This is a genomic window from Streptomyces sp. NBC_00386 (assembly GCF_036063235.1).
Classification (GTDB): domain Bacteria; phylum Actinomycetota; class Actinomycetes; order Streptomycetales; family Streptomycetaceae; genus Streptomyces.
Window position 1 is genome coordinate 2416208 of record NZ_CP107950.1, and the last position, 17970, is coordinate 2434177.

At 72.8% G+C, this 17970-nt stretch carries 16 protein-coding genes and 1 pseudogene; 7 read left to right on the forward strand and 10 right to left on the reverse strand.

Features of this window, described 5'->3' with window-relative positions:
- Positions 1–241: 241 nt before the first annotated feature.
- Entirely contained in the window at positions 242–1492 is a 1251-nt protein-coding gene (locus OG780_RS10475; RefSeq protein WP_328446928.1) for a M14 family zinc carboxypeptidase, read from the forward strand.
- 1 nt (position 1493) lies between these two features.
- On the opposite strand, the gene OG780_RS10480 is transcribed toward OG780_RS10475, so the two are convergent.
- The 3 genes from OG780_RS10480 to OG780_RS10490 all read right to left on the reverse strand — a co-directional run bounded on the left by OG780_RS10480 (position 1494) and on the right by OG780_RS10490 (position 4019).
- Positions 1494–1913, reverse strand: a complete 420-nt coding sequence (locus tag OG780_RS10480) for an SSI family serine proteinase inhibitor (protein ID WP_328446929.1) — start codon at positions 1911–1913, stop codon at positions 1494–1496.
- Positions 1910–3235, reverse strand: coding sequence for a M14 family zinc carboxypeptidase (locus OG780_RS10485; RefSeq protein WP_328446931.1), 1326 nt, complete (start codon positions 3233–3235; stop codon positions 1910–1912). Before OG780_RS10485 ends, OG780_RS10480 begins: the two co-directional genes overlap by 4 nt.
- 220 nt (positions 3236–3455) lie before the next feature.
- A complete protein-coding gene (locus tag OG780_RS10490) occupies positions 3456–4019 on the reverse strand; it encodes a DUF1707 and FHA domain-containing protein (protein WP_328446933.1) in 564 nt (187 codons plus the stop codon).
- Positions 4020–4212: 193 nt separating this feature from the next.
- Between OG780_RS10490 and treZ the strand changes: the two genes are divergently transcribed.
- The gene (gene treZ / locus OG780_RS10495; RefSeq protein ID WP_328446935.1) at positions 4213–5958 is read left to right on the forward strand and encodes a malto-oligosyltrehalose trehalohydrolase; all 1746 of its coding nucleotides are present in this window, start codon (positions 4213–4215) and stop codon (positions 5956–5958) included.
- 93 nt (positions 5959–6051) lie between these two features.
- Here the strand turns inward: treZ and OG780_RS10500 are convergent, their stop codons facing one another.
- The 4 genes from OG780_RS10500 to OG780_RS10515 all read right to left on the reverse strand — a co-directional run bounded on the left by OG780_RS10500 (position 6052) and on the right by OG780_RS10515 (position 9746).
- On the reverse strand, positions 6052–6999 hold the full coding sequence (locus OG780_RS10500; protein ID WP_328446937.1) for an aminoglycoside phosphotransferase family protein: 948 nt from the start codon (positions 6997–6999) through the stop codon (positions 6052–6054).
- A gap of 69 nt (positions 7000–7068) precedes the next feature.
- Positions 7069–8193, reverse strand: a complete 1125-nt coding sequence (locus OG780_RS10505; protein ID WP_328446939.1) for an aminopeptidase P family protein — start codon at positions 8191–8193, stop codon at positions 7069–7071.
- Between the two features lie 94 nt (positions 8194–8287).
- Positions 8288–8908 (reverse strand): LysE family translocator, encoded by a 621-nt coding sequence (locus tag OG780_RS10510; protein ID WP_328446941.1) that lies wholly within the window; start codon positions 8906–8908, stop codon positions 8288–8290.
- Positions 8909–9056: 148 nt separating this feature from the next.
- A complete protein-coding gene (locus tag OG780_RS10515; protein ID WP_328446943.1) occupies positions 9057–9746 on the reverse strand; it encodes a PDZ domain-containing protein in 690 nt (229 codons plus the stop codon).
- 177 nt (positions 9747–9923) lie between these two features.
- On the opposite strand from OG780_RS10515, the pseudogene OG780_RS10520 reads away from it, so the two are divergent.
- Together OG780_RS10520 and OG780_RS10525 are read left to right on the forward strand one after the other, a co-directional pair.
- Positions 9924–10202: pseudogene (locus OG780_RS10520) on the forward strand (hypothetical protein); the annotation flags it as partial.
- A gap of 98 nt (positions 10203–10300) precedes the next feature.
- The gene (locus tag OG780_RS10525; RefSeq protein ID WP_328446945.1) at positions 10301–10447 is read left to right on the forward strand and encodes a hypothetical protein; all 147 of its coding nucleotides are present in this window, start codon (positions 10301–10303) and stop codon (positions 10445–10447) included.
- 21 nt (positions 10448–10468) lie between these two features.
- Here the strand turns inward: OG780_RS10525 and cyc2 are convergent, their stop codons facing one another.
- Positions 10469–12646: a germacradienol/geosmin synthase Cyc2 gene (gene cyc2, locus OG780_RS10530; protein ID WP_328446947.1), complete on the reverse strand. Its 2178-nt coding sequence runs from the start codon at positions 12644–12646 to the stop codon at positions 10469–10471.
- 186 nt (positions 12647–12832) lie between these two features.
- A complete protein-coding gene (locus OG780_RS10535) occupies positions 12833–14032 on the reverse strand; it encodes a damage-control phosphatase ARMT1 family protein (protein WP_328446949.1) in 1200 nt (399 codons plus the stop codon).
- Between the two features lie 398 nt (positions 14033–14430).
- Between OG780_RS10535 and OG780_RS10540 the strand changes: the two genes are divergently transcribed.
- On the forward strand, positions 14431–15390 hold the full coding sequence (locus OG780_RS10540; RefSeq protein WP_328446951.1) for a lytic polysaccharide monooxygenase auxiliary activity family 9 protein: 960 nt from the start codon (positions 14431–14433) through the stop codon (positions 15388–15390).
- A gap of 18 nt (positions 15391–15408) precedes the next feature.
- On the opposite strand, the gene OG780_RS10545 is transcribed toward OG780_RS10540, so the two are convergent.
- The gene (locus OG780_RS10545) at positions 15409–16074 is read right to left on the reverse strand and encodes a Tat pathway signal sequence domain protein (RefSeq protein WP_326784921.1); all 666 of its coding nucleotides are present in this window, start codon (positions 16072–16074) and stop codon (positions 15409–15411) included.
- A gap of 719 nt (positions 16075–16793) precedes the next feature.
- On the opposite strand from OG780_RS10545, the gene OG780_RS10550 reads away from it, so the two are divergent.
- Positions 16794–17465, forward strand: coding sequence for a DUF6230 family protein (locus OG780_RS10550; protein WP_326784922.1), 672 nt, complete (start codon positions 16794–16796; stop codon positions 17463–17465).
- Positions 17465–17878 (forward strand): DUF6114 domain-containing protein, encoded by a 414-nt coding sequence (locus OG780_RS10555; RefSeq protein WP_326784923.1) that lies wholly within the window; start codon positions 17465–17467, stop codon positions 17876–17878. The genes OG780_RS10550 and OG780_RS10555 overlap by 1 nt, the downstream gene beginning before the upstream one ends.
- Positions 17879–17970: the final 92 nt, after the last annotated feature.

Here is a 17970-nt window from a genome sequence, read left to right on the forward strand (position 1 = left end):
CCGTGGCGCGCGCGTACGCCGGCCGTCTCCTCCCGAGCGCCCGTTCCGGGGGTCCCGTCCGGTACGCCGCAGGCCTGCGGGACACCGTCCGCTCCGGCCGGGAAAGGCCGCGCACCTTCCACCGCCCCTTGCCGGCGGAAAATGCCACCTGGGCTCCCTCGCGGCCGCGCCGACGCGTCCTTGACAGTTCTCCGAGACCGTGGAGTACTGCCAAAAGCGACGCAGGGCGGACAAGTCGGGGGTGAGTCATCTGCCGGAGTTGCGCTACCCCAGTGTGACCGAAATCGTGTCGTCCGCCTGGGCGCTGACGGCCCGTCGGCCCGACCTGTGCGTCCTCAGACAAGTGGGCGCCTCCCGCGCGGGCAGACCCCTCCACCTGCTGTCCGTCGGTCATGCCCGGCACGCGGTGCTCGTCGTGGCGGGGGCCCACGCCAACGAGCCGACGGGCGGTTCGACGCTGCTGTCCCTGGCCGAACGTGTGCTGTACCGGCGGGAGTTGCGCAAGGACACCTCCTGGCACTTCCTGCTGTGCGCGGACCCCGACGGGGCGAGCCTTCATGTGACACCCGCGCCCCGGACGCTCCTCGACTACCACCTGGGCTTCTTCCGCCCGGCCGGACCCGAGCAGCCGGAGTGGTCGCCCTCCGTCCTGCCGCCCGACCGGCTGCCGCCGGAGACGCGGGCCCTGACCCGGGTCATCGACGAGGTGCGGCCCTATCTCCAGGTGACGCTGCACGGGACCGATCTGGGCGGCAGCTGGGTGCAGTTGACCAAGGACATCCCGGGCCTGGCGGAGCCGTTCGCCAAGTCGGCGGCGGAGCTGCGCATCCCGGTCGAGACGGCCGCCTCGGACGCCGCGGGCTGGCCCGCCTCCGGGCCCGGGGTGCATGTGATGCCGGCGCCGGGCTCGGACACGGCGTACCCGAGCATGCCGGACGACGCCCGGCACAGCACCTGGTACCACGCCCACCGGTACGGCGGTCTGACGGCCGTCGTGGAGGTGCCGATGTGGGCCAGCGACCTGGTGGACGACCCGGCGCCCCACCCAGCGCCCGCGGCGGCGATGCGACGCCTGGCCCAGCGGCTGGTGACGGACGCGGGTCAGGTGGAGGAGGTGCTCGGGCGGGCCCTGCCCCGGCTGCGGGGTCCCGACGGGCCGCTGCTGCGGGCCGCGAAGTGGGCGCTGGAACTGGTGCCGGGGCTGGCGGCGGACTGGTCGCTGCCACCCCCCGTGGACACGACGATGGCGTACGTGGGCAGCGTGGACGCGTTCGGCCGGCGGATCCCGCTGCGGGCCGCGTCGATGCTGCTGCGCGTCCTCCAGGAGGCCGACGACCGCGAGGCACCCCGCCTCGAACAGCTGGTCGCCGGCTGGAGCGACGCCTTCGCCGAACGCTTCCGGGCCCGCTGGGTGCCGCTGGAGAACCAGGTCGAGCACCAGGCCCGTACGGTGATGGCGGCCGCCCGCCACGCACGCGACGGCGCCGCCTGACTCAGCCCGGCAGGTCGAACACCGCGCCCGTCTCGGCTCCCATCACACAGGAGTTGGAGAACGCGCGCCTGTAGTCGACCCGGCGGCCGTCCCATTCGCCGTACGCCGACGCCGTCACCGGCGCGTAGAGCATCGGGCACATGGCACCGGCGCGGCTCGGGATGCGGCCGATGTCGCCCCCGGCGGCGGCGAGTTGCCCGCATGCCTTCGCGGCGTGGGCGTGGCCCTGGGGCGGGTCGCAGAGCAGCAGGACGCCTCCGGCGTCGTCGGCGCGGGCGTCGCCGCGGGTGACGGCCAGGCGGAGCCAGTTGCCGGGCAGGCCGTGCCCGGGTGTCGCGTGGGCGGCGGGGGCCGTGCCCGCCAGGAGGAGCGCGAGCGGGACGAGCAGGCCGGCGCGGATCGCTCGAAGGGTTGTCGTCATTCCCGGTGCATCGGCACCGTGGCCTGCGCGGTCCAGCCGGAGTCACCCGAACGGGAACGCGTCCCGGTGTGACGCCCGGCGAGTTCGAACGCGGCCAGCACGACCCGGGCCTGGTACTCGACCTGGCGCGCGACCGGGATCCAGCGTGCTCCGCAGCCGTCGCGGTACTCGGCGCACCACGCGTCGATCAGCCGGTCGAGCTCGGGCAGCGCGCCGCACGGGTCCTGGCCGGAGGCGGTGACGAGCTGGTGCAGCAGCCCGGCCGTGCGCAGCGCGACCCTGCGCCCGGCCAGGCGCAGGGCGGTGAGCCGGGCGGTGTCGAGCGAGGGCAGGGCGCGCCCGCCGGCGTCGCGCACGTCGGGGTCCCAGGAGTCGGCGAGTCCGGGTCCGACCAGTAAATAGTCGTCGACGGGCGCGAGCAGACGGGTCGCCTCCGGCGAGCTGCCGAGGCCGGGCCGCACCCGGGCCAGGATGTCCTCCAGGACCGCCGTGTCGTGCCGCAGGGTGTGGCTGACGGAGCGCAGCACCGCGTCGGGATCGGCGGGGCGCGCCCGGTCCTCGACGGCGCCGACGCCCCACATGGGTGCCTCGACGATCGCGGTGACCGTGCCGTGCGGCTGGGGGTGGAACCAGGTGGAGTCGACCGCGGCCTCCGTGATGGCGGCGGCCAGGTCTCCCCGGCGCGGCGGCGGGACGCGGTAGACGGCGGGGCCGAGCGCGGGCCAGTACAGGGTGTCGTAGGGGCCGAGTTCGCGCGGGATGCCGAGGCGGGCCGCGCTGTGCGCGACCCGCTGGGAGAGGCCGGGCAGATCGCGGGTCAGCTCGACGAAGGCGCCGCCGACGTCGACGCCGTGCAGGGAGCACTGGAGGAAGGGACGCAGCTCGTCCTGGAGGCCGAGCAGGACGCGGGTCTCGGGCAGGGCGGCGGCGTCCGGGCCCTCGGGCAGCCATTCCGGCTGTTCGAGGAAGCCGGGCCGGAAGAAGTGCCGGAAGTAGTGGCCGAGCACGTAAGGGCCCTGGAGCCAGGCCTCGTTGCGGCGGGAGCCGTCGGGGTCGAGGCAGAGCAGCAGGTTCCAGGTGGCGTCCGCGCCCTCGGTGAGGCGGGGATCGGCGAGGGCCCGTTCGGCCAGCCGCAGGACGGTCGCGCCGCCGACGGGTTCGTTGGCGTGCGGTCCGGCGACGACGAGAACCTGGCGGCTGCCGTGTCCGACGGACAGGAGCAGCATCGGTGTGCCCGCCCGCGAGGTGCCCACACGGCGCAGCCGGGCGTCGTCGGGGCGCCGGGCGGCGAGGGCGGCGGCGCGGACGCCGAGTTCGTCCACGGTCGGGTAGCGACGGAGTGGCGGCAGGGCACACCTCCACTCGAACGATGCCGTCGTTCACCTGATGTGCACGAAGTACACACAGTCAGTCACGAGTCCCGGGGGTACGTCAACACCACGGGAGCGAAAGGATGTTGCGGGGGCGGGCGGGTGAATCCGGGGCCGGGCCCGCTCTCCGGGCGCGCCAGGGCTCCTCGGCACTCCCGTGCGGCGCCGCGGTTCAGGCCGAGGCGAGGCGGAACAGCATGCGGCCGAAGCCGATCTGGTCGCCGGCCTTCACCACGGACGCGCCGATGACGCGCCGCCCGTTGACGGTCGTGCCGTTGGTCGAGCCGAGGTCGCGCAGCACCCAGACACCGTCCTGGCGGCGCAGTTCGGCGTGCACGCGGGACACCGTCTCGTGGTTGAGGCGCAGTCCGCTGGCCGGGTCGCGGCCGATGCGCAGCGGGTAGGCGTCCCTCGGGTCGGGCAGCTGGAGCTTGGGCAGCCGCTCGGCCTGCCAGGCCCGGCGCAGCCGGACCGTGAAGCCGGACACGGCCTCCACGGTGCCGAACACCCGCTTCGACCAGCGCCGCGCGGCGGGCCCGTCGCCGGGCAGGTCGGCGGTGAGCACGGCGAGTTCCTCGGAGCGGCGGGCGGACAGCACCAGCTCCATACGGCGGATGAACGTGTCGTGCGAAAGACGGCCGAGCGCGACACCGTCACGGAGGGACTTGAGCGCCCGGTCGCGCTCCGCGTCGGACAGCCGCGCGGGGTACGTGTGGAACTCGAAGGACGACGTCACGCTCGTGATTGTCGGCCAGTAACGACAGGGTGTCCAGAAGACCCGGAAACGGCTGGTGGGACCGCGTGCGGCCGTTCGCGCGACCAAAGGGCGACGAACACGCGGCAAAAGGGTGGATCCGAAAGCGAATTGATCTCCGGTGGAGCACCATGGACGGGCTGAGTCACTGCGAGCCGACAAGGGGGAAACGTCCATGCGATTCGAGGTGTGGGCACCACGGGCCGAGCGGATGACGCTCCATTGCGCCGGTGTCACGCGCGCGTTGGACCGTGATCCCGGGCGTGCCGGATGGTGGACGGGCGAGGCGGAGGCTGCGGAGGGGACCCGGTACGGGTTCGCGGTGGACGACGGGCCGGTCCTGCCCGATCCCCGTTCGCGCCGTCAGCCGGACGGCCCCGACGGACTGAGCGCCGTGGTCGACCCGGCGGGGTACGCGTGGCGCGCCGACTGGCCCGGACGCCCGCTGCCCGGCGCGGTCCTCTACGAACTGCACGTCGGGACGTACACCCCCGAGGGCACCCTGGACGCGGCGGCGGACCGGCTCGGACACCTCGCGGAACTGGGCGTCACACACGTCGAGTTGATGCCGCTGTGCCCGTTCCCCGGCCGGCACGGCTGGGGGTACGAGGGTGTCTCCCTGTGGGCGGTGCACGAGCCGTACGGCGGTCCCGAGGCGCTGAAGCGCTTCGTCGACCGGGCGCACGAACTCGGCCTGGGAGTCGTCCTGGACGTCGTGCACAACCATCTCGGCCCGTCCGGCAACCACCTGCCCGCCTTCGGGCCCTACTTCACGGACACCCATCAGACGCCCTGGGGCTCCGCGGTGAACCTCGACGCGCCCGGCTCGGACGAGGTGCGCGCGTATCTCGTGGGCAGTGCGCTGGCCTGGCTGCGCGACTACCGGCTCGACGGGCTGCGTCTCGACGCGGTGCACGCGCTGCGGGACACCCGGGCGGTGCACTTCCTGGAGGAGCTGTCGGCGGCCGTGGACGCGCTCGCCGGCGACCTGGGCCGGCCGCTGTTCCTGATCGCCGAATCGGATCTCAACGACCCGCGGCTCATCACCTCCCGCGAGGAGGGCGGCCTCGGGCTGCACGCCCAGTGGAACGACGACTTCCATCACGCGCTGCACACCACGCTGACCGGCGAGGCGCAGGGCTACTACGCGGACTTCGCGCACCCCCCGCTCACCGCGCTGTGCAAGACGCTGACGTCGGGCTTCTTCCACAACGGCACCTATTCCAGCTTCCGCGGGCGCCGTCACGGCCGGCCGCTCGACCGTGCGCGGGTCTCGGCGCAGCGGCTGCTCGGCTACACGCAGACCCACGACCAGATCGGCAACCGCGCCCAGGGGGACCGGCTGTCGGCGGCCCTCTCCCCCGGGCTGCTGGCCTGCGCCGCCGCACTGACGCTCACCGGGCCGTTCACGCCGATGCTCTTCATGGGCGAGGAGTGGGGTGCCACGACCCCCTGGCAGTTCTTCACCGACCACACCGACCCCGAGCTCGCCGAGGCCGTGCGGCGGGGCAGGCGGAGGGAGTTCGCGGCGCACGGCTGGGCCGAGGAGGACGTGCCGGATCCGCAGGACCCGGCGACCCGGGACCGCTCGTGTCTCGACTGGTCCGAACCCGAAAGGGCCCCGCACGCGCGCCTGCTGGCCTGGTACCGCGACCTGATCGCCCTGCGCCGGAGCCAGGCCGACCTGTCGGACCCCGACCTCGCGGCGGTCAGGGTCGCCCACGATCCGGGGGCCCGCTGGGTCGCCGTCCGGCGCGGGGACGTCCGGATCGCCGTGAACCTCGGCAAGGACCCGGCGGCGATTCCCCTCGGTATCCGCCGAGCGCGCGTCCTCGCGGCCTGGGACCCGGTCGAGACACCGGGCACGGACGGGGTGCTGAACGTGCCGGGCGAGTCGTGCGTGGTGCTGACCCAGACGTGAGGCCGTCCCGGACGGGCGTCCCTACGCCGTTTCGCGCGGGCGCCCTACGGCGTCTGGGGCGGGCGCCCCTACGGCGTCTCGTCCCGCAGGTCCCTACGGCGTCTCGTCCGGCGCGTCCCGCAGGTCCGTGACCCGCTCCAGCAGGATCGACTCCCAGGCGCGCGCCAACCGGGCTTCCGCGAGCGCAAGTTGTCCGGCGTCGCCGCCGCGGAGGCGATCGGCGAGCCGGATGACGGTGTCGCAGCGGGCGAGCCACAGGCCGCGCAGACAGGGCCGGGCGCCGTAACCGGCGAGGGTGGCGGCTCGTACGGCCGCGGGGGCGCCGACCGCGAGGGCCAGCCCCGCGATGTCCTCGGCCGGATCCCCGGTCACCGCGCCGGACCAGTCGAGGACGCCCCGTACCCGGCCGTCGGGGCTGACCACGAGGTGTTCGCCGAGGAGTCCGTGGTGCACGAGGACCGGGGCGCCGGTCTGCGCGCCGAGCTGCACGGCGGCGGGCGCTGCGAGCTGGTCGAAGCGGGCGGGGTCGAAGTCCTCCGCGGGAATCCGTTCGGCGGCCCGTACCGCGGCGGCCCGCAGGGCCTCCAGGGAGCGCTGCGGGGTCCGCGGCACCCCCAGCGTCTCGGCCTGCGGTACGGGGACGTCGCGCAGCCCGGTCAGCAGGTCGGCCAGGTCGGCCTCGCCGAGTGCCGAGACGGCCTGTTCCTCGCCCGGGACACCGGGCAGCTTCGTGTCCAGGGTGTAGGTCAGTCCGCTCGCCCACTCGCCCTGCGCCACACTCATGGGAACGGTGCCCCCGATGAACGGGCGGACCAGATCGCGCAGCCTCAGTTCACGGCGTTGCCGCAGGGAGGCCTCGCGGTCGAGGGCGAGCCGCAGCACATGGCGTCGGCCCACCCACCAGGTGTGCCCGCCCTGCTCGCGGACGGGCCGTACGTCCGGTCCCGGACCGGGCGCGGCGTCGTCGGAGAGCAGGGTGCGGACCAGCCGGCGGACGGTCTCGGGGGTCGGTACGGGGACCGGTGTCGGTGTCGCGTTCATGGTCGCGCCCTTGTCGTCCGGGAGCGGGGGCGGGGGCGAAGGGGTCGCCGCGCGGTGTGCGGGCGCATGTCAGTCGACGATCACCATCTCGCGGGATGTGTTGTTGAGCCGGCGTCCGCCGTCCTCGGTCACCGTGACGATGTCCTCGATACGGACCCCGAAACGGCCGGGCAGATAGATCCCCGGCTCCACGGAGAAACACATGCCGGGGACCAGGGGCTGTTCCTCGCCCTCGACCATGTACGGCGGTTCGTGGGTGGTGACGCCGATGCCGTGCCCGGTGCGGTGGATGAAGTACTCGCCGTACCCGGCGGCCTCGATGACGGCGCGCGCGGCGCGGTCGATGTCCTGGCAGGCGGCCCCGGGACGCACGGCGCGGAAGCCGGCCTCCTGCGCCTCGCGCACGATGTCGTGGACCTTGCGCTCCTCGTCGTCCGGTTCGCCGACGTGGACCGTGCGGGAGGTGTCGGAGCCGTAGCCGTCCTTGAGTCCGCCGAAGTCCAGGACCACCATGTCGCCGGCCTCGATCACCCGCTCGTCGGCCTCGTGGTGCGGGTTGGCGCCGTTGGGGCCCGAGGCGACGATGGTGAAGTCCACCTGGGAGTGTCCGAACCGGCGCAGCAGATCGGCGAGGTCCTTGGACACCTCCGACTCCCTGCGGTCCGCGAAGCGGACCTTGCGGATCTCCTCGAACGCCTCGTCCGCGGCGGCTCCGGCGGCCGCGAGCCGCTCCAGCTCGGCCGCGTCCTTGACGGCCCTGAGCATCGGCAGGACCTCCGTCAGGGCCGCGTAGCGGGTGTCGGGGAGCCGCTTCTGGAGGCCGAGCAGGTGCAGGGCCCAGCCGTTGTCGCTGATGCCGAAGCGGCCCGTGCCGTCCAGGAGGGGCGCGGCGGCCGCGTAGGGGTCCGTGCCGTCGGTCCAGGCGTGCAGGGTCAGCGCGGGGGCGCCGGCCGACTTGGCCGCGTCGGGCGCCTCCAGGGTGGGCACGACGAGGGCCGGGTCGTGTCCCGCCCGCAGCACCAGCAGGGTGAGCCGCTCCGTCTCCACCGGGCGGTACCCGGTCAGCCACACCAGGTCGGGCCCCGGCGCGACCAGGACGCCGTCGAGCCCGGCGTCGGCCGCGGCCTCGGCGGCGCGCCGCATACGGGCCTCGTAGTCGTCGGCGGTGAAGGGCTCGGGTGTGGCGGCGGTCATCCATGCCTCCGTGTGTGCGGAGTTCCCCAGGGGGCTACGGCAGCATCCTGCCCCTCCGGTGGGGCGTACGCGAGCCGGTCGTGCCCGCGCCCCCTCAGCCCTCCAGGGCGAGGCGGGCTCCCAGGAGCAGCAGGACGCCTCCGGAGACCTGCTCCAGGCGCCGGCGCACGCCCGTCCGGGACAGTACGGTCTTCATCCGGCCGACGAACCACACGTAGACGCCGTAGTACCCCACCTCGTAGACCGCCCAGAGCGCGGCGAGGCCGAGCATGGCGGGCAGGTGCGGGGCGCCCTCGGGCACGAACTGCGGCAGGAAGGACATCGCGAAGACGGCCGCCTTCGGGTTGGCGAGGTTGAGCAGCAACCCGCCCCGGTAGGACGCCCAGCCGCTCCTCTCCGCGCTCTCCCAGCCGCCGTCGGCGGCGCCCTTGGAACGGCGTGCCCGCCACAGCGTCTGTACGCCGAAGCCGACGAGCACCACGGCGCCGACGACCCGCATGACGCCGTACGCCATCTCGGAGGCGGCGAGCAGGGCGGTGAGGCCGAACGCGGCGACGGCGCCCCACAGGAAGACGCCCGTCTCGTTGCCGAGCACGGTCAGGAAACCGGACCGCCTGCTGCCCAGGGACCGTTTGATGATCAGCACGGTGCTCGGTCCGGGCGAGGCCGCGATGAGGGTGCAGGCGCCGAGGAAGGCGACGAGGGTGCTCAGCATGCGGCCATCATGGCGGGCCGCGAAGCCGTTGACCAGCATGTTTCTCCCGCCCCACCGGAGCAGGGTGTCGCGCCCGCGAGGCGGCTCCGGGCCTCCCGGGCAGGGGGACGGCTCCGGGCCTCCCGGGCGGTGAGGGCGGCTCCGGGCCTCAGGTCGCGGTGCCCGGGACGGCGGACAGCTGTCCGCGGCTGCCGTTCGCGTGGCGCACGCGCAGGGTGACCTCGACGCCCGGCGCCGCGTCCGCCACCGCGCGCGCGAGGTCGGCGGCCGAGGTGATCCCGGTCCCGTCGAGGGCGAGCAGGGTGTCGCCGCGCACCAGGCCCGCGCTGTAGCCGGGACCGGGGAGGTGCACTCCCACGACGAGCGCACCCGCGCCGCCGGGGGCGTCGACCGCCTCGACCCCGAGGGTCCCCCGTACGGACCGCTGCTCGGACTCCCCCGGCCGGACCGGTCCGCCGCCGGACTCCGCCGTGACCCCACCGGCCCGCGGCGCCCCGGAACGACCCGGCCTCGGCGCCCCCGTATCGCCCGGCTTCGGCGCTTCGGAGGCGGCGGAGGGCTGCCGTGGCTGCCCGGCCGCGCCGGTCTGCCTCTGAAGGTCCGCCGGCCTGCTCACGCCGATCACGGTCGCGCCCACCGCGCCGAGCCCCACACCGGACAGGACGAGGACCACTCCGGCGGACACCCCGGCCACCACGGTGATCAGACGCCTTCCACGACGCCGCGCCGCGTGCGGGCGCCGGGCTCCGCCGGACGGACGAGTGCTGCCGGACGGACGGGTGCCGCCGCCCGGATCCCCGCCGGGCATCGGCTTGGGACGCAGCGCGGTCTGTTCCATGGGTCGCCTCCGGCAGATGTTCTACGGACCGCCTTCGGCTGATGCTCTACCCCGCGCTCCGGCCCGCGACGATCCCCGAACGAGTGAGACTGCCGCCCCCGTCTCAGTCTCCGGCTCCGGCTCCGGCCCAGGAGGCGGCCAGACCCCTTGTCAGCGGCGGCTGTTACGTTCTGTGACATGAGCGATCACGCCCTGCGGCTCCTCCGCGAGACCCCGCGCCTGGCCGAACTGGCGGCCTTCCCCTTCGACTTCGACCTGGACCGCGCCGACCACTGCGAGGACGTCCGGCTCGCCTCGGGAGGCCCGCTGGAGCCGGTGGCGGGCGACGACACGGGTGGCACGTACTTCGTGTGCGCGGACGGCTCGGTGCTGTACGCCGACTCCGAGGGCCGTGCGGGGATCATCGGAAACAGCGTCGACGAGGCGCTGGAGACGGTGATCGGGCTGCCGGGCTGGCACGGCTGAGGGAGACGCTCACGGCAGAACCGGAGTCCGGCGGGACCGGGCGCGTCCCCGGCGGCTCGCTGAAGCACTGGCGCGGCACGAACCTCGGCGTGTTCATCGTCGACGAGCACCACGAGGTCGCCCGTGCGGCCGCCGCGGACCCGGGCCTCGCGGAGGAGGTCCGCGAGGTCACCGAGGCCGCGGCGGTCCTCCTGTCGGAACTCTCCGAGGCGGCCCGCCGCAGCGTCCGGCACTGACTCCCGCGCCCTGCGGATCCGTCAGAGCGGAACGGGCTGCGCCCGAAGGGCCATCGGCGGCGCGGGAACCTGGTCCGGCACGAAGCCGTGGGCGCGCCGGGCCAGGTCCGCCGCGCCGTAACGACGGCAGTCCTGGTGCCACTTCAGGATTCCGGCCAGCCAGTTCTCCAGCTCCGCCACATAGCCCCGCATGATCCCACGCGCCTCCTCCGAGAGCTTGAAGTCGTCGTACAGGAGGGGCAGTTCGTGGGCGGCGACGTGCTGGAACTGCTCCATGCGCCGGGTCATCAGGTCATGGACGACGCCGAGCGCGGTCGGGTAGTCGCAGCCGAAGAAGTTCTGCACGACGAGGATGCCGTTGTGGATCTCTCCCTCGTACTCGATCTCCTTCTGGTACGAGAAGACGTCGTTCAGGAGCATCGCGTAGTCCATGGCCGCGTTCTCCAGTGAACGGACGGGGCCGCTGCGGTAGACCTCCGGCGGGACCGTCCGGCCGTGTCCGAGTCGGCACAGGCTCATGGTGAGCTCGGAACCGAACGTCGCCCGGCGCATCTCCAGATAGTCGACCGGGTCCGGGACGCGGTTCTGCATCTGGTTGGACAGCTCCCACAGCCAGCTCTCCGTCATCACGTCCACCGCCGCGCGCAGGGTGCTCCGGGCGTCCGGGGTCATGTCCGCGGTGGTGCGCCGCCACAGGTCGATCAGCCCCCGCTCCATGCCGTTGACCGGGACGGGCACTTCATCGCCCTCGACGGGCATGCAGGCGGACAGGCGCGTCGTGGTCAGCCTGGCGGCGGCCAGGTCGCGGCGGTTGCCGAAGAGCAGCGGGTAGTAGTCGTCGCCGTAGGTGCCCCAGGCCAACCACTGCGAGCTGAGGTCGAGGGCCTCGGGTGTCGCGTCGGGGTGGATGCCCGCCGCGCAGAGCGGCAGGTCGTAGGCGATGAGTTTGTCCTCGTCCCAGACGCCCTCCTGGAGCATGCCCGTGGTGTGCATCCAGGTGACGAGGCGGTCCCGGGCACCCGCGAGGTGCGGGCTGAGGGTGACCTCGAAGGGCATGTGGAAGTCGGGCAGCACGGAGGGGCCGACCTTCTGGAACGGGACGTGGGTGTACGCGCGCAGCCGCTCCGCCCCGGCCGCGGAGAGCAGCGCCCCGACGTCCGCCGCGGATGTCCCGAACCCGCCCATGCCGAAGGGCCGCACCTCCTCGACGGCACCCTTGTTCATGTAGCGGCTGGAGCGCATGTGCCATTCGTGGCCGCCGGACTGCCAGTCCTGGAGGCCCTGCGTGTACGCGGCGACGGCGCCGACCTCCGCGAGGGTGAGCCCCTTTTCCACAGCCAGTGCGGGCACCTCGGTGAGCGCCGTGTGCTCGAACTGGTGGAGCCGTGAGGTGAGGATGTCGTTGACGGTCTCGGCGGCCTCCTGTGTCGTGCAGCCGAAGAACGTCTCCAGGACGAGGACGCCGTTGCTGAGTTCGCCCTCGTCCTCGACCTCCCGTTGGTAGGAGAACAGGTCGTTGCGCAGGTGGACGCCGTCGGAGAACGTCTCCATGAGGACGCGCAGCGGCCTCGACTCCGCGACGGACGCGGGCACTTCGGAGGTCGCGTACTCGACGAGCCCCGCCGACCAGGGGGCTCCGCCCACCTTGCGGCGCATCTCGATGTACTCGACGGGGTTGGAGATCCGCCCTTCGTTGATGTTGGACAGCTCCCACATCGACTCGTTGAGCAGATGCTCGGTGGAGACGGCGAAGCGTTTGCGCCACTCGGTGGACATCGAGGGCACGGTGCGCGCCCACAGGTCGGCGAGTCCCGCCTCGACGGGGTTCTCCGGCTCGGGGACGGGGGTCGACAGGTCGAGCGGCATGAAGAGGGGCAGGCGGTCCAGGTAGGCCCTGCCGCCGTCGCGGTCCTGGGTGCGCTTGAAGGTCTCCAGGAAGTGGTCGTCGAAGAAGAACACCCACACGTACCAGTCGGTGATGAGGGAGAGGGCCGGTCCGTCGCAGTCGGGGTGGGTGTAGGCGCACAACAGGCCGTAGTCGTGGGCGTCGAGGTCGGACTGCTCCCAGATACCCGAGCCTTCGAGCATGCCCATGTCGCGGGCCCACTCGACCGAGTGCGCCCGCGCCTCGTCCAGGTGCGGGTTCAGCCTGGCGGTGTACGGCATGTAGAAGTGAGGGAGTTCGAACGGCTGCGTCATGGCCGGGCCCTACCCAGGGCCCCGCGCGCACATCCGCAGGCCAGGACATGATCACACCATCGCGTGAACCGCGCCGAAAGCCGCACACGACGGCCTCTTCATCAGGTCGGGACCACCCCACCGCCTCGCAGTTTCCGCCCCTGCCGCTTCAGGTGACCGGACAGGCTTCGGGAGCCGGGCGCGTGGTCATCCGCGTCTCGCCTGGATCAGCGCGTGGGTTCCGCCGGTGCGCCAGCGGTCGTCCTCGGCGGCGTCGAGGGCCGCCTCGACGGCGGGGGTGAGCCCGACGACGACATCGGACTTGAGGGTCCGCAGCGCGGCCACCGCACCGGGGAAACGGGCGGTGGCGGCGGCGAACGGGGTGATGGCGGGGTAGAGCCGGTCGCCGATGAGCCGACGGTAGTTCAGGTCGCCCTTCAGAAGGGTCACGTCGGCCGCGGCGAACTCCCGCCGGAGGTCGTCGGGCAGATCGGCGTACGGCAGCGGGCCGCAGGCGAAGGGATGGGGCCGGACGGTGAGCCGGCCCTCGGACAGGGCCGCCCAGAGACGGTTCCCGGCCTCGCCGGCCGCTCCCTTCGCGGTGGTGAGCCGGCGCAGAGCGTCCAGCACGTCCGCCGCCGTGGCGTCGGAAACGTAGTACGGGTACGGCTTCACGTACAGGGCGGCCCGCCCGATCCGGCCGTGCCGGAGCAGGTGGTCGACGAGGAGGAGGTCGGGGATGAGTTCCCGGCCCGCGTTGTCCGCGACGAGACAGAGGGTGCCGCCGTCGAACAGGGACCGCAGCACGTCCGCGTCGTTCGCCACGAGCTGGGACTCGGCCGCCGTCGCGCCCCCGGTGCCGGCCAGGCTGAACCCGAGGTCGGCGCGGTTGCCCCACAGCGAGCCGTGCAGCAGTGCCTCCTCCTGCTCCCCGGCCGGCCGCCGTGCGAGGTCGTCCAGCGCGGCGAGTTCCTCGTCGGCCTCCGGGGTGTCGAGCTCGGCGAGCTTGAAGGGGCGGAAGGGGTCGATGCCCTGCCAGGGGCCGGGCGCGAAGTAACCGACGGCTTCGAGGAGCTTGCGGTAGAAGTAGCTCTCGGACCACAGGAACGGCAGGTCGAACCAGGACCGGCCGTAGTACTCCCGGCCACCCCAGGCGTCCCACCGGCCGCGGTCCGCCGCCGACTCCATGAGCGGTTCGACGACCCCCTCGGCGCAGTTCCTGAGCAGGGCGTCGAGCGCGTGGCGCTGTTCGGGACCGTACGGGAAGGCGTCCCGCACCTTCCGGATGAGCGCCGGATGCCGCTGCGCCAGCACGCTCCAGGGGAACGAGCCCCGCACCGAGCTCACGACCACCGGGGCGTCGTCGGGATCGGCGGCCGAGGGGGCGGGGGCGTCGGGATCGCGCATGCGGCTCACCGTACCCGCAGAACAGAAGGGGCCGTCCGACGCGGTGCGCGCCGAGCGGCCCCTCCCCCCGTAGAGCCCAGCGGTCGACTTCGAGCTGTCGGCCGTTGTGGGTGCCGCGCGGTCGTGTCCTCGATCCGGGGTGCGGCGTCCCCCGGCGGTCGCGCTGAACGATAGGCAGGCGGCCCGGTGGAGGGATAGCGGGAAAACCCTCGATCCGGCCGGTGTTCGGCCCTCGTCCGCCCGTGACGCGGCGAGGTGGTCCTGATTCGCGCGGATTGCGGATCCGGCTGAACACTCCGCGCTCCGGATCCGTATCCCCCCGTGCCCCGTGCGAGGAGTGCGTCCCGGCCGCGCGCGGTGGCGCGCCGCTTCGCCCACGCACCGAGGAGACGTTCCGGATGACCGCCTACCGCACCGCCACCGCGGCCGCTGTCGCCCTGGCGGCTCCGCTGCTGCTCACGACGTGGGCGGCGGGGACCGCGTCGGCGCACGGCGCGCCGACGTCCCCGGTCAGCCGGGTGTACGCGTGCTCGCCCGAGGGCGGCAGCCAGAATCAAACGGCGGCCTGCCGGGCGGCGATCGCCGCGAACGGCTCGCCCTTCACGGCGTGGGACAACCTGCGGGTGGGCGGGGTGGGCGGCCGGGACCGCTCGGTGATCCCGGACGGAAAGCTGTGCAGCGGCGGTCTGCCCGCCTACAAGGGCCTCGACCTGGCCCGCTCCGACTTCCCGGCCACGCGTCTGACGCCCGGTGCGGCCATGACCATGAAGTACAGCTCGACGATCGCGCACACGGGGACGTTCAAGCTCTATCTGACCAAGCAGGGCTACAGCCCGACGCGGTCGCTGAAATGGTCCGACCTGCCGGAGAAGCCGTTCGCCACGGTCACCGATCCCGCCCTGGTCGGCGGCGCCTACCGGATCAACGCGACGCTGCCGTCCGACCGCACCGGCCGCCAGATGCTGTTCACGATCTGGCAGAACTCCAGTACGACGGACACCTATTACTCGTGCTCGGACGTGGTGTTCTCCGGCGGGAGCGGGACGTCGAAGCCCGCCCGGACCGCCGGGACCTCGGGGACCGCCGGGAGTGGTTCCGCCGGCAAGAGCGCCAAGGAATCCCCCAAGGCGACACGGTCGGCATCCACGACACCCAGCCCCACGGCCCCGTCGCCGTCCGCCGACTCGCCTTCACCTGAGGCCGGTTCGGCGGCCGCGCAGGCGGGCACCGATCGGCTGGCGCCCGCCGCCGAGAGCACCACGGGAGGCGGCCCCGGGCTCCCCCTGGTCGCCGGAGGAGCCGGAGCGGCCCTGCTGCTCACTGCCGGCGTCGCGGTCGTGCTGCGACGCCGGCAGTGAACCGGGCTCCCGTGGAGGTCAGTTGACGAACACCGCCGGGCTGTCCGCCTGGCTGGTGTCGGTCACGGGGGCGTACTTCGCGGTGAAGAAACCGTTCGCGAAGCACAGCGACGAGCCGGAGAACTTGGTGAACTGCTGGCTGGTGAAGCTGAGGCTGTTGTCCGAGTTGTCCGTCGTTCCGGTGAGGCTCGCCGCCCGGTAGACGCAGGTCAGCGTGCCCAGCAGGGAGCGCAGCTTGACCGTGGTCTGGATGGTGGAGCCGGCGGCCGGGGTGACCGTGACGCTTCCGTCGGAGCCCACCGCAGTGCTGTAGGGCAGGTTGTCGACCGTGATGCTGGTGACGCCGAGGACGCCGACGACGTTGCTGCTGCACGAACTGGCGCCGAAGGTGTGGCCGGTGAGGGTTTCGGTGGCCGTGCCGGGGGACGCCGGGTTGTCGGCGGCGGTCGCGGTGAAGGTCGACGCGGAACAGGACACGCCGCTCGTTCCGGTGCTGCTGGAGTAGAGCGTGGCGTTGGTGCCGCTCGCCAGCGAGGCGGTGAGGACGTCGCCGACGGCGACGGGGGTTCCTCCGGCGCTGCCGGTGGTGAGCACCGCGATGTCGTCCGCGGAGGCGGGGACGACGGCGGACGCCGAGAGAGCTGCGACGGCGCCGGCGAGGGCGAGCAGGGATCGAGTACGCATGGGGGGGGTGCCTCTTCTCCGATGGGGGTGTGGGTGCCTGACCGTGCCGGGGCACGGGGGTGCGGGTCGAGAAGGTGGCGCGGGTGTGCGGGGTCGAACGGGCCGCGCGCGACGACGGGCCGGAATACCGGGACCCGCCCGCGGGAGTGGTGCGGTGATGGACCGCCGCCGGTCCGTGACGCCTTCTCCGTGCGTCACGGGCCGGCGGCGACAACCGGGCGACCGGTACGGCCCTCGGGGGAAGGTGACCGCGCCGGTGCCACGGGTTCGGGGACCGGCCGAGAGGCGTGCCTTTTCCGGCGTACGCGTCAGGGCCGTTCCGGAACACGCCATGACCGCCCCGCAGAGCGGGGTCCGGGAGGTGACGGGCGCGTCGGCTGACGGATCCGGCGCCACGGATCCGGGAAACAGGGAGAGTTGTAGACCTGATGAAGGGTCAACGTCAAGGCGTTGAAAGGAAGTTGGAGGTCAACGCAGCTCTCCGGCCGACGCGTGTTCACAGGTGAGGCACAACGGGCACGGTTTTCCCACACGTACCTTGACCGTGCGTGTAACCCCCGGTAACTTCCTCGAAGGCTACTGCCGCGTAACGAGAAAGCCCTTGCAACCGCCGGGAGGCGCGAGGAGGCGTACGCGGCAGCCGCTGTCCGCGCCAGGACAACGCGCCACTGAGCCCAACCCGCATCGATACCAGCATCGAACGTGCCCAGGGAGCAGACATGGCTTCGTCCTCGGACGCCACGGCGTCCAACGGTTCCACGCCCGAGACCCCGGAAAGCGGTTCAGCCGCCGGACAGGACCGACGCGGGCGGGTCCGGCTGCGCCGCGCCGCCGTGATGGCGATACCCGCCACCGCGGTCGCCGCGGGGCTGATGATCGCGACGGCGCAGGGTGCCCTCGGTGTCCAGTTCGCCATCTCCGGCATGCCGTTCACGGTCACCGCGACCGAGCTGAACGGTACCGGCTTCGAACAGTTCGGCGGCCTCGACAACATGGCCGAGGACAGCCCGAACGCCGGCGACACGGGCGGCCAGGTCCTCATCGTCACCTCGGCGATCAAGAACGCGACCCTGGACCACCTGTGCCAGAGCGTCGACCTGGGGGGCACGAACCTGCTCATCACGGCCGGCAGCGGGGCGGACAAGGTCCAGGCGACGAACCTGACCACCGACTCCACGGAACTGTCCGGCAACGCCTCCTTCAACAACATCGAGATCGGCAACGACGCCAGCACGCTCGACAAGGCCGGGGTCCAGGGCCCCAAGGGCGTGTTCAGCCAGCAGGCCGACACCGTGCGCATCGCGAACCTGCGCCAGACCAACTACGCGACGACGGCGGCGGTGTTCAAGCTCCCGGGCCTCAAGCTCCGCTTCAGCGACCAAGGCTGCTGATGAGCACCGAAGCGCGGACGGACGACTCCCGGGACCTGAGGGGCTCCTTCCGGCGGTGGCGCGCGAACCGCCCCTTCTGGGGCGGGCTGCTGCTCACCCTGGCGGGGGCGGAGATCCTGCTCACCGAGAAGGCGTCGCTGAAGGTCGTCCTGCACATCGGGATGCAGGGCCTCGCGGGCTACCTGCTGCCCACCGTGATGCTGCTGTGCGGCCTGCTGATCCTCTTCAACCCGGCCCAGCGCCTGTTCTACTCCCTGCTGGGCATCCTGCTGTCGCTCGGCACCTGGGTCACCTCCAACCTCGGCGGCTTCTTCATCGGCCTGCTCCTCGGGGCCGTCGGAAGCTGCCTCGCCTTCGGCTGGCTCCCCGATCAGAAACCGCGCAAACGGCTGCTGCGCCGCGAGCACGCCTGAGGCGGGCGGCCCGGCGTGATCCGGACCCTCACTGGCTTGCCCCGCACGCACAGGGAAGACGGAATTGCCTGTACGCGCAGGGAAGTTGACAC